Below are 10,759 nucleotides of genomic sequence, written 5' to 3' on the forward strand. Positions count from 1 at the left end.
GGGCCGGGGCGGTCACCCGCTCCGGGGAGGGCTGGACCGAAACGGACGCCTGCCCCGGCGAGGGCTGGGACGAGGCGTCGACGGACTGGTAGATGAGCAGCGCGCCGATCAGCGAGGCTGCCGCGGCCCAGCGCAGGAGCCGGGTGCTGCCGTCGCGGCCCCGCGCGGCCCGCTCCGTGGCGGGTGCGACCGGGGGGCGCTTCGGATCGGGTACGACCATGGAGCGTGCCTTTCTTCCTCTGGCGATCTGACGGTCTGGACGTCTGAAGGGCGTTCTGGCGGGTCGGTGATGCGGACTCCTGACGGGGCGTCGGTGCCCGACCCGAACCGGGCCGGCCGCTGGGTGGCTGGCCCGGTCGTTCGCAGGACCCGGCGCGGTACGGGCCGGGTGCCCTCGTGGCAGCGCCGTGGTCACCGCCGTCCAACGGCGGTGACCACGGCGGACCCGTCGCCCTAGCTAGCTGCTAGACAGCAGCTGCTCAGGCCTTGTTCGCGGAGCTGCGACGACGCAGGACGTACGCACCGGCGCCGAGGCCACCGGCCAGCAGGACCGCACCGGCGGCCATGCCACCGCTGTTGTCCATGGCCGTACCGCCGCCACCGGTGTGCACACCGCCGTGCGGACGGTGGTGACGGAGGTAACCGCTCTCCTCGCCACCACGGCCGCCGAAGCCGCCGCCGTAGCCGCCCCGGCCACCTTCGCCGTAGCCACCCCGGCCACCTTCGCCGAAGCCGCCGCGACCGCCCTCGCCGAAGCCGCCCCGGCCACCCTCGCCGAAGCCGCCGCCGAAGCGACCCTCGCAACGGCCGCCGAAGCCGCCGTGGCCGCCGAAGCCGCCGCGACCGCCCTCGCCGTAGCCGCCCCGGCCACCCTCGCCGAAGCCGCCGCGGAAGCCGCGCTCCTCGTCATCGCCGTAGCCGAAGTCGCCCTCGTCCTCTTCGCGGCCGCCGCCGTAGCCTTCCTCGTCGTCACGGCCCTCGCCGTAGCGACCCTCCTCACCGCGGTCGCCCTTTTCGCGGCCTTCCTCGCCCCGGTGACCCTCACCGAAGCGGCCTTCCTCGCCCCGGCCGTGGCCGAAGCGGCCCTCACCGAAGTCGCAGAAGTGGCGGTGGTGGTGGAAGTGGCGGTGGTGGTGGAAGAACTTACCCTCCTCGCCACGGCCGAAGAAGCCCTCGTCGCCCTTCCCCCGGCCCTCGTCCTCCTTTCCGTTCTCGCGGCCGTCCCGACCGTCGCGACCGTCCTTGTCACTCCCGGAGTCGCCCTTCTCAGCGCTCTGGGACTGCGCCTGCGTGTGGGTGCTGGAAGACGCGTCGGAGTCGGCGAACGCGGCCGGGGCACCCAGGGTCAGTGCGGCACCGAGCACCGCACCGCCGATGACTGTGCGAGTGGAACGCATGGTGAATCCTTTCGGCGCTCCGTGCGATTACCGGCCATATGCCAGTAAATGGGGATCGCGGAGGCGCCTACCTCACCGTCGAACACATCCGACCCACCCGCCACCGGACATGGGCGCAATCGGGTGGCCCTGTCCGCTCTTCGGGTGGCCGCCCCGGCGTGTCGTCACTCGTTCGTCCGAGTTCATCTGATGGCTCGTCATATCTTCTCGGCGGTGCGGTCTGCCGTGCGTCCGCCCGAGCCCCCCGCCTCCGGCCGCCCGCCGCGGACCCGCATCCGGGCCCGCACAACCGAGATCCGCCGCGCCCGGGTGGCGCGGCGGATCTCGGTGGGGGAGCGGCGTGCCGCCGCGGGCCGGTCAGCCGGGCTGCCGCTCCCAGCGGTAGAACTCCTGGGCCATCGCGTCCTTGGGGCTGCGCCAGGTCGCCGGGTCGTAGGCCGCCACGAAGTGCGCCAGCCGCCGGCTGACGTCCTGGAACTCCGGGTGGTCGGCGTGCTGCGTCACCCGCGGGCCCGGCGGCTGCTCCGCCTCGATCAGATGCAGGTACACATCGCCGAACTGGAACAGGCTGCGCCCGGTGACCCCGATCAGCCCCGGCAGCTCGCCGCGGTCGGAGTCGGCGAACACGGTCGCGATGTCGGACGCCGAGCCCGGCTTCATCCGGGCCACGATCAGCGCGCGGTGCATGGTCAGGCCCCGACCCGCGCCCGGGCGCGCTGCTCGACCTTGTCCCGGATCAACTCCATCTGGATCTTGGAGTTGCGGTTGATGTGGGCCGTCATCCCGGCGTCGTCGACGGGCGCCTCGGGCTTCATCTCGAAGTCCTGGGTCCACCGCATCAGGGTGCCCTCGGGCGTCTCCTCGTACTCCCAGCGGATGTTCATGTACGCGAACGGCCCGGTCTCCACCCGGCGCGCCCACACGGTGCGCGCCTCACGGTCCGCCTCCCGCTCGGAGACCCAGCTCCACACGGTGCCGTTGTCGTCCGGGTGCATGGTCAGCCGGAAGGTGGTGGTGTCGCCCTGCTGCTCCAGGATCTCCACCGAGGCGTACTCGCTGAACAGCTCGGGCCACTTGGCCAGGTCGTTGGTGATGTCCCAGACCAGGTCCAGGGGGGCGGCGATGACGATCTCGTTGTCGGTGTGTCCGGACATGTCATGCTCCTACCGTGAGGGACTCGTTGACGGCTGCCACGAAGTCACCCGGGGTCTTGCAGGCCTCGGGCCCGGAGTCGATCTGGACCCCGTGGCGCTTCTCCAGCTCGCTGACGATGGCCAGCAGCCCCAGGGAGTCGAGTCCGATGTCGGCCAGCGGCGCCTGCGGGTCGTCGCGCAGCCGCTGCGGATCCATGGTGATCCCGGTGCAGCTCTTCATCAGGGAGGCAAGCTCTTCGTAGGTGAGTTCGCGTGACATCAGATCTCTCCTTCCGGGCGGCGCAGAACCAGCGCCGCGTTCGACCCCATCAGGCCCCGGCTCAGTACCAGCGCGGTGCGCAGCTCGACGCCGCGCGGCCGGCAGGTCACCAGGTCCAGGTCATGGCAGACGTCGGTGACGCGCGGGGTGGGCGGCACCGTTCCGTGTTCCAGGGCGAGCACCGCGGCCGCCACGTCCAGCGCCGCGGCACCGCCGTAGGCCCGTCCGAACCCGGCCTTCGGCGCGGTCACCGGCACCCGGGCGGCGCGCGGGCCCAGGACGTCCGCGAGCGCCAGCGCCTCGGCGCGATCGGCCTCGACGGTCCCCAGCGCGTCCGCGAACACCACGTCGATCTCGTTCGGGGCGCAGCCCGACCGCTCCAACGCGGCGCCGATGGCCCGCGCCAGCCCCTCCCGGGACCGATCCCACCGGGAGGACCGGGTGAAGGTGGCCCCGTGCCCGAGGACCACGGCGCGCACGGGTGCCCCGCGGGCCCGGGCGGCCGCCTCCTCCTCCACCACCAGCATGGCCCCGCCCTCCGCGGGCACGAATCCGCACGCCTCGGCGGTGAACGGCAGATAGGCGCGCTCCGGATCCTCGGACCGGCTCAGCTCCGGGTAACCGAGCTGGCACACCATCGAGTAGGGGGCCAGGGGTGCCTCGGTGGCGCCCACCACCACCGCGTCGGCCCCGTTGCGTATGGACCGCGCGGCGTGCGCGAAGGCGTCCAGGCCGCCCGCCTCGTCACTGGCCACCACCCCGCAGGGGCCCTTGAAGCCGCCGCGGATCGAGATCTGGCCGGTGCTGGCCGCGTAGAACCAGGCGATGGACTGGTACGGGCCGACATAGCTGGGGCCCTTGCCCCACAGCCGCTGGAGTTCGCGCTGGCCGAACTCGCCGCCCCCGGAGCCGGCCGCGGTCACCACCCCCACCCGGTGCGCCGGCATCTCCTCGGTGCGCAGCTGGGCGTTCTGCAGGGCCAGGTCCGCGGCGGCCATCGCGAAGTGGCTGAACCGGTCCGTCTGCACCAGGAAGCGTTCCTCGACCATCACCCCCGGGTCGAAGGCCCGTACCTCGCCAGCGACCCGCAGCGGATAGCCGTCGCAGCCCTCCCGGGTGATCCGGTCCAGCACGCTCACGCCTTCCCGGGTCGCCTTCCAGAAGGCGTCGGTGCCCATGCCGTTCGGGGCGATGATCCCCAAACCGGTGATCACCGTGCGCCGTTCGGCAGCCGGGATGTTCATCGCGACCTCCCACCGTCCCGGCTCATGACCACCGCGGACTGGAAGCCGCCGAAGCCGCTGCCCACCGACAGCACCCGGCGCAGCCGCGCCTCACGCGCCGTCTTCGGCACGTAGTCCAGGTCGCACTCCGGGTCGGGATCCTCGTAGTTGGCCGTGGGCGGGACCACCCCGCGGGCCATCGCCAGGGTGCAGGCGGCCACCTCTATCGCGCCTATCGCGCCCAGTGAGTGGCCCACCATGGACTTGATGGAGCTCATCGGCGTCCGGTAGGCGTGCTCGCCCAGCGAGCGCTTCACCGCGGCCGTCTCGTGCCGGTCGTTCTGCTTGGTGCCGGAGCCGTGCGCGTTGACGTAGTCGATGTCGCAGGAGGCGATCCGGGCGTGGTCCAGGGCCGTGTCGATGGCCATGGACATCTCCAGACCCTCCCGGGTCAGCCCGGTCATGTGGTAGGCGTTGCCGAACGTGGCGAAGCCGCTGATCTCGCAGTACGGGTCCACGCCGCGGGCCCGCGCGTGCTCCAGCTCCTCCAGCACCAGCACCGCGGCGCCCTCGCCCATCACGAAGCCGTCCCGCCTCGCGTCGAACGGCCTGGAGGCGTGCTCCGGGTCGTCGTTGTTCGGCGAGGTCGCCCGGATGGCGTCGAAGCAGGCCACCGTGATCGGCGAGATCGGCGAGTCGGAGGCGCCCGCGATGTACACGTCCGCCAGGTCCTCCTCGATGGCCTGGAAGGCGTAGCCGATCGCGTCCAGACCCGAGGTGCAGCCGGTGGACACGGTCTGCACCGCGCCGTGCACCCCGAACCGCTCGGCGACCGCGGACGCCAGCACGCTCGGGGTGAACGCCCGCTCCAGGAACGGGCCGGCCCGCCGGTGGTCCACGTCCCACCGCTCGCCCTCCCCGCTGACCCGCACGTAGTCGTGCTCCAGCCGGGTGGTGCCGCCGACCGCGGTGCCCAGCGACACCCCGGTGCGCCAGGGGTCCTGCGCGCCCGGCTCCAGGCCACTGTCCCGTATTGCCTCGTCCGCGGCCACCATCGCGAACTGCACGTAGCGGTCGGCGCGCGCCACCTCCTGCGGGCTCAGCCCGAAGGCCGCCGCGTCGAAGTCGCACTCGGCCGCGATACGGGACCGGAAGCCCGCGGGGTCGAACAGGGTGATGCCGCGCGTCGCCGTACGGCCCGCGGTCAGCATGTCCCAGAAGGCGGGCACGCCCACACCTCCCGGAGCGACGACCCCGACCCCGGTGACCGCCACTCGCCTGGTCATGACGCGACCTGGGTCGCTTCGGTGCCCTCGGTGTCCACGTGCCCGAGGTCCGGCCGCGGGGCCAGCGGACCCAGATGGAAGACCATCCGGGCCTCGGTGTCCCCCTCGTTGCGGAACCGGTGGCGCATGAACGCCGGGATCATCAGGCCCTGGTCGGTGCGGAGCGAGTACGTCCGGCCGTCCAGGTCCACCTCGAGTTCGCCGCGGACGAGGTACACGAACTCCTCGGAGTACGGGTGGTAGTGCTCCCCGACACGCTCACCCGGGGCGACTATCGCCACCCCCATGAAGCCGCTGGTGGCGCCCACCATCGGCGGGGTGAGCATGGCGCGGAGATCGCCGCCGCGGCGGCGGTTGGGCGGGACCTCGTCGAGGCTCACGATGCGGGGGGCGTTCTGGCTGGTCATTCTCGGTACCTCCCGAAGAGGGGCGGAGTGGGGTGCGCGGTGCGGCCGGTCACGCCCGGCCGGACGCCCGGCGGTCGGTGATCGGGGTCATCGCGCACCGGCCCAGGAAGCGGCGCAGCCCGGCGTCGTCGGACAGGTCGCCGCCCGGACCCAGGTCGACCAGTCGGCTGAGCACGCCCGCCGCACGCGGTCCGGCGACCCCGGCGGCCACCGCCGGGCGCCGCTCCAGCGGCCCGGCGACGTCGATCAGACGGACCACCCGGTCGTCCCGCTGGAAGATGGTGCTGGCCACCACCATCGGGTCGGTCGCGTACCGGGCCGCCGCCAGCTCGTCCTGACGGGCCAGCAGGGTCGCCACCGCCGTACCGCAGCCCTCGCGGACCGGGTAGAGCAGCGCGTGCCGCCGGATGCCCCTGGGCAGCAGCCCGGACATCGCCCAGTGGTGCACCGAGGGGAGCGCGGCGCGCTGGAAGAACTCGCGGGCCGAGACCGGGTCGTCCAGGTCCCGCTCCTCCACCAGGTGCGGGTTGAGCGCCTCCTCCACCGCGCGTACCTGCGGCTGCTGCGCCACATGGCGCAGCGCCGCGACCAGGTCGCCGGTGACCTCCACCGACCGCACCACCTGGTTGCCGCGCATGAACAGCGAGGTGCGGCGCAGCCGGGTGGTGTCGTCGACCCGGGACTCGGGCGGCTCGTAGCCGGCCAGGATCTCGGCCACCGCCTGCTCGCTGCCGGGCCGCACGGTGAAGGTCAGCGCGTGCCGGACGATCCCGTCGCCGACGCGGGGCTCGGCCAGCAGGCCCTCGGTGGTGATCGGGATCGCGGGGCCGTGGCCGGTCTCCCGCATGATGGTGAAGCGCAGCGAGCGGGTGTCGTTGACGCAGCCGTGCAGCGGCTTGACCATCTCCCGGTGCGCCTCGCTGTCCACCCAGCTCAGGAAGGGCCTGGCGCTCTCCCACTCACTGGTGATCAGCCACTGGGAGGGGTTCTCGATCGACTGGCACAGCTGGTCGCTGACGTGACCGGGCACCGAGGCCACCTGATGGCAGAGCTGGTCGTAGGCGTCCAGGAAGCGCTGCTGGGCACCGTTGCGCACCTCCAGCATCAGCACCACCCGCAACCGTGTCTCCGCGGCCGCGGAGCGTGGTCGGGGGGTGGGACGCGGGCTTTCCGACAGAGTGCTCATGTTCCACATCTCCTTCGCGGGGCAGAACGCCCGTTTCCCGATGGTGCTGTCCTCCCACGGATGGCGCGAGGTGTGTGATCCGTTCGAGGGAATGGGCGGCCCGTCCCACCGGAAGACCATGCACAGCGGGGCATAGCGGCAAAATGACTCCTCATACCGTCAACCCGGTGGATCCGCCCGAAACCGTCCCCGTCCTGGTGGTGGGGGGCTCTCTGGTGGGTCTGTCGACCTCGCTCTTCCTCGGCCGCCTCGGCATCGACCACCTGCTGGTCGAGAAGCACCCCGGCACCTCCCACCACCCGCGTGGACGCGGCAACAACGTCCGCACCATGGAGCTCTTCCGCACCGCCGGCGTGGAGAGGGCCATCCGCGAGGCCGCCTCGGTACTCGCCGACAACCACGGGATCCTTCAGGCCGCGTCCCTCACCGGAGTCGAGCAGGAATGGCTGTTCAAGGAGATCGACCCGGGCGGCAAGCTGTCCCGGATCAGCCCCTCGGGCTGGTGCCTGTGCAGCCAGAACGACCTGGAGCCGGTCCTGCTGCGGGCGGCCCGGGAGCTCGGCGGCGACCTGCGCTTCAACACCGAGCTGCGCTCCTTCGAGCAGGACCCGGACGGGGTGACCGCGGTGCTCTGGGACCGGGTCGCCCAGACCTCGCGCACGGTGCGCGCCGAGTACCTGGTCGCCGCCGACGGCCCGCGTAGCCCGGTGCGCGAGCGGCTCGGCATCGGCCAGAGCGGTCGCGGGGACCTGTTCCACAACGTCAGCATCACCTTCCGCGCCAAGCGGCTGGCCGACGTCCTGGGCGACCGCCGCTTCATCGCCTGCTATCTGACGAACCCCCAGGCGGACGGCGCCCTGCTGCCGGTGGACAACGCCGAGCAGTGGGTCTTCCACGCCCCCTGGCACCCCGAACGCGGCGAGACCCTGGAGGAGTTCACCGACGAGCGGTGCATCACCCACATCCAGACCGCCGTCGGCGTCCCGGAGATGGAGATCGAGATCACCGGCAAGGCGCCCTGGCACGCGGCCCAGCGCGTCGCCGAGCGCTACCGGGACGGGCGGGTCTTCCTGGCCGGCGACTCCGCCCACGAGATGTCACCCACCGGCGCCTTCGGCTCCAACACCGGCATCCAGGACGCCCACAACCTCGCCTGGAAACTCGCCGCGGTACTCGAGGGCTGGGCCGGACCGGGCCTGCTCGACAGCTACGGCGACGAGCGCCGGCCGGTCGCCCAGGCCACCAGCGCCCGCGCCGCCGCCCGCTCCGCCGAGCACCGCCACCCCGGGTACGCCGCACCCGCCGCCACCGGCCGGCAGAGCGACGTACTGGCCGTCGCCATGGGCTACCGCTACCCCAAGGGCGCGGTGTACGGCACCGATCCGGCCGAGTCCCCGGTGCCCGAGCGCTTCGCCGCCACCGGGCAGCCCGGCAGCCGCGCCCCGCACCTGTGGCTGCTGCGCGCCGGGGTCCGGCTCTCCACCCTGGACCTGTTCGAACGTCACCCGGTGCTGCTCACCGGCCCCGAGGGCGAGGACTGGCACACCGCGGCCCAGCACGCCGCCAAGCGGCTCTCGGTGCCGCTGGACAGCTACCGCATCGGCAACGGCCCCGAGCTGGACCTGGCCCCCGAGCCCGGCGCCGACTTCGCCGCCACCTACGGCACCGGCGAGCGGGGCGCGGTGCTGGTCCGCCCGGACGGCTATGTGGCCTGGCGCGCCACCGGCCCCGACTCCGACCCGGAGGCCACCCTGGTCGAGGTGCTGACCGCGGTGCTCAGCCTGGACTGATCAGCCCGCCGGCTCCTGGTGGGCGCGGCGAACCCGGCGCCACACACCCGGCACCGCGCCCACCAGCACCGTCAGCACCACCGCCACCAGCACCCCCTGCCACGGCTCGGCGAACAGCGAACCGCCCGCCACACCGATCAGCTGGTACGTGCCCGCCCAGGCCAGGGCCGCGGGCCAGGCCCCGTGCGCGAACCGCCGCAGCGGCATCCGGGCCAGCAGACAGGCCAGCATCACCGGGATCCGGCCCGCCGGCAGCAGCCGGGACACCACCAGCACCGCCACTCCGTGCTCCTCCAGCCGCCGCCGGGCCTGGGCCAGCCGGTCCGGCGCGGCCCGCTCCCGCAGCCGCGCCAGCCACCGCGAACCGTTCCTTGACCTCACCCCCCGGGCACCCAGCCAGTACAGACCCAGATCGCCCAGGAACGCCGCCAGCGAGGCCACCAGGAACACCAGCGGCAGCGCGAGGGGCGAGCTCTGGTGGAGGGCCACCACCGCCGCCGAACTCACCACCGCCCCGGTCGGCACCACGGGCACCAGCGCCCCCAGCCCCACCAGCAGGAACAGTGAGGGGTAACCCATCGCCTGCTGCGTGGACTCGGCCGGCACCCGGCGCGCCAACTCCGTGAGCTCCCCGATCACCTGGCGGCCTCCAGCAGCACGGTCTGCCCATGGTCCAGCCGGTGCACCACCGCCTGGGGGGCCAACCGCTCGGCATGCCGGACGAACTCCTGCCCCGGCGCGTGGAACTCGTGCGGCCGGACCCCGTCCAGCCCGATCGGCCAGTACGTCCCGTAGTGCACCGGCACCGCGCCGCGCGCCCCCAACCGGGCCAGCGCCTGCGCCGCCCGCCCCGCGTCCAGGTGCCCGTGCCCCAGGAACGGGCCCCAGCCGCCCACCGGCAGCAGCGCCACGTCGCACTCGCCGACCACCTGCGCCATCCGGTCGAAGAGCCCGGTGTCCCCCGCGAAGTAGGTCACCGCCTCACCGCGCAGCACATAGCCCAGCGCCGGCACCCGGGAGGGCCCGTACGGCAGCCGCCGGCCGTCGTGCGCGGCCGGCACCGCCCGGATCCGGACCTCCCCGACCACCACCTCGTCCCCGGGCCGCACCTCGGTCACCCGCAACCCGCGGGTCGCGGCCAGCCGCCGCAGGCCCCGCACCGCCCGCCCCGCCCCGTACGGCACCAGCAGCCGGGTGCCGGGCGCCAGCCGGGCCAGCGAGGGCAGATGGAGGTGGTCGGCATGGAGATGGGAGACCAGCGCCACATCGGCGAGCGCCGCCCTGGGCCCGGGCAGCTCGCCGCGGCGCCGCCGCAGATGCGCCAGCCGGCGTGCGAACAGCGGATCGGTGAGCACCCGCACTCCCGAGTCCCGCACGGTCGCGGTGGCATGCCCCCACCAGGTGATCTCCACCGGCACGCGGATTCTCCCTCCCACGGGTCTCCCCCCGAGCGTAGTGCTCCGTGTGTACCCGAGCTGTGGCCTGGTGGGCGGTCGCTCGCGCAGTTCCTCCCCCGGACTTCGTCCGGGGGAGCCCCAGCGCCCCTTTGGGGGCGCGGGGAACTGCGCGACCAGCCACGAACGACCCGCGGACGAAGCACCGGCAGCCCCGATCCCGCACGGTCCTCGCCCGGTGTGTCGGCCGCGGCTTGGTGGGTGGTCGCTCGCGCAGTTCCCCGCGCCCCTGACGGGGCACGCCGTCTGGCATGTGGAGGGCCCTGCGGTGGGCGCGCCCCGGAGGGGCGCTGGGGGTCCCGGACGAAGTCTGGGGGAGGAACTGCGCGACCAGCCACGAACGACCTGCGGACGAAGCACTGGCAGCCCCGATCCCGCACGGTCCTCGCCCGGTGTGTCGGCCGCGGCTTGGTGGGTGGTCGCTCGCGCAGTTCCCCGCGCCCCTGACGGGGCACGCCGTCTGACAGTCTTGGGGGTCGGAACGGCGAGGCGAGGAGGACGACGCGTGCGGTGGCCTGAGCGGTGGGCGCGCCCCGCGGGGGCGGGAGGAACTGCCCGACCAGCCACGAACGACCCGCAGACCTGTCTCTTATACACAGCTGA

The 10,759-nt window shown here is 73.3% G+C and carries 11 protein-coding genes and 1 pseudogene; 1 reads left to right on the plus strand and 11 read right to left on the minus strand.

The genetic code is table 11. The annotated features are described in order from the left end of the window. The 9 genes and pseudogenes from E4099_RS21720 to E4099_RS21760 form a co-directional block, all read right to left on the minus strand. Window positions 1-220: pseudogene (locus E4099_RS21720) on the minus strand (hypothetical protein); the annotation flags it as partial. A 259-nt stretch (window positions 221-479) separates the two neighbouring features. Continuing rightward, window positions 480-1,397 (minus strand): hypothetical protein, encoded by a 918-nt coding sequence (locus tag E4099_RS21725; RefSeq protein WP_135340784.1) that lies wholly within the window; start codon window positions 1,395-1,397, stop codon window positions 480-482. 357 nt (window positions 1,398-1,754) lie between these two features. After that, a complete protein-coding gene (locus tag E4099_RS21730) occupies window positions 1,755-2,084 on the minus strand; it encodes a TcmI family type II polyketide cyclase (protein ID WP_135340785.1) in 330 nt (109 codons plus the stop codon). A gap of 2 nt (window positions 2,085-2,086) precedes the next feature. Continuing rightward, window positions 2,087-2,551: an SRPBCC family protein gene (locus E4099_RS21735; RefSeq protein WP_135340786.1), complete on the minus strand. Its 465-nt coding sequence runs from the start codon at window positions 2,549-2,551 to the stop codon at window positions 2,087-2,089. 1 nt (window position 2,552) lies between these two features. Then, window positions 2,553-2,810 carry an acyl carrier protein gene (locus E4099_RS21740; RefSeq protein ID WP_209446686.1) on the minus strand — a complete coding sequence of 86 codons (258 nt, stop codon included), beginning with the start codon at window positions 2,808-2,810 and terminating at the stop codon, window positions 2,553-2,555. Beyond that, window positions 2,810-4,054 (minus strand): beta-ketoacyl synthase N-terminal-like domain-containing protein, encoded by a 1,245-nt coding sequence (locus tag E4099_RS21745; RefSeq protein WP_135340788.1) that lies wholly within the window; start codon window positions 4,052-4,054, stop codon window positions 2,810-2,812. Before E4099_RS21745 ends, E4099_RS21740 begins: the two co-directional genes overlap by 1 nt. Further along, window positions 4,051-5,319, minus strand: coding sequence for a beta-ketoacyl-[acyl-carrier-protein] synthase family protein (locus E4099_RS21750; protein WP_135340789.1), 1,269 nt, complete (start codon window positions 5,317-5,319; stop codon window positions 4,051-4,053). The genes E4099_RS21745 and E4099_RS21750 overlap by 4 nt, the downstream gene beginning before the upstream one ends. Beyond that, window positions 5,316-5,726, minus strand: coding sequence for a cupin domain-containing protein (locus tag E4099_RS21755; protein WP_135340790.1), 411 nt, complete (start codon window positions 5,724-5,726; stop codon window positions 5,316-5,318). The genes E4099_RS21750 and E4099_RS21755 overlap by 4 nt, the downstream gene beginning before the upstream one ends. A gap of 49 nt (window positions 5,727-5,775) precedes the next feature. Further along, entirely contained in the window at window positions 5,776-6,912 is a 1,137-nt protein-coding gene (locus E4099_RS21760; protein WP_135340791.1) for a SchA/CurD-like domain-containing protein, read from the minus strand. A 167-nt stretch (window positions 6,913-7,079) separates the two neighbouring features. Between E4099_RS21760 and E4099_RS21765 the strand changes: the two genes are divergently transcribed. Continuing rightward, window positions 7,080-8,702, plus strand: a complete 1,623-nt coding sequence (locus E4099_RS21765; protein ID WP_446697066.1) for an FAD-dependent oxidoreductase — start codon at window positions 7,080-7,082, stop codon at window positions 8,700-8,702. On the opposite strand, the gene E4099_RS21770 is transcribed toward E4099_RS21765, so the two are convergent. Then, window positions 8,703-9,281 carry a DedA family protein gene (locus tag E4099_RS21770; protein WP_135340794.1) on the minus strand — a complete coding sequence of 193 codons (579 nt, stop codon included), beginning with the start codon at window positions 9,279-9,281 and terminating at the stop codon, window positions 8,703-8,705. It abuts the gene before it with no gap. A 56-nt stretch (window positions 9,282-9,337) separates the two neighbouring features. Next, window positions 9,338-10,120 carry an MBL fold metallo-hydrolase gene (locus E4099_RS21775; protein ID WP_135340793.1) on the minus strand — a complete coding sequence of 261 codons (783 nt, stop codon included), beginning with the start codon at window positions 10,118-10,120 and terminating at the stop codon, window positions 9,338-9,340. Window positions 10,121-10,759: the final 639 nt, after the last annotated feature.

Origin of the sequence: Streptomyces palmae (assembly GCF_004684805.1) — a bacterium.
GTDB classification, from domain to species: Bacteria; Actinomycetota; Actinomycetes; order Streptomycetales; family Streptomycetaceae; genus Streptomyces; species Streptomyces palmae.

Coding starts and splice junctions, on each gene's coding strand:
- E4099_RS21725 (WP_135340784.1), bottom strand. CDS start 1,397: ATGCGTTCCACTCGCACAGTCATCGGCGGTGCGGTGCTCGGTGCCGCA.
- E4099_RS21730 (WP_135340785.1), bottom strand. CDS start 2,084: ATGCACCGCGCGCTGATCGTGGCCCGGATGAAGCCGGGCTCGGCGTCC.
- E4099_RS21735 (WP_135340786.1), bottom strand. CDS start 2,551: ATGTCCGGACACACCGACAACGAGATCGTCATCGCCGCCCCCCTGGAC.
- E4099_RS21740 (WP_209446686.1), bottom strand. CDS start 2,810: ATGTCACGCGAACTCACCTACGAAGAGCTTGCCTCCCTGATGAAGAGC.
- E4099_RS21745 (WP_135340788.1), bottom strand. CDS start 4,054: ATGAACATCCCGGCTGCCGAACGGCGCACGGTGATCACCGGTTTGGGG.
- E4099_RS21750 (WP_135340789.1), bottom strand. CDS start 5,319: ATGACCAGGCGAGTGGCGGTCACCGGGGTCGGGGTCGTCGCTCCGGGA.
- E4099_RS21755 (WP_135340790.1), bottom strand. CDS start 5,726: ATGACCAGCCAGAACGCCCCCCGCATCGTGAGCCTCGACGAGGTCCCG.
- E4099_RS21760 (WP_135340791.1), bottom strand. CDS start 6,912: ATGAGCACTCTGTCGGAAAGCCCGCGTCCCACCCCCCGACCACGCTCC.
- E4099_RS21770 (WP_135340794.1), bottom strand. CDS start 9,281: ATGGGTTACCCCTCACTGTTCCTGCTGGTGGGGCTGGGGGCGCTGGTG.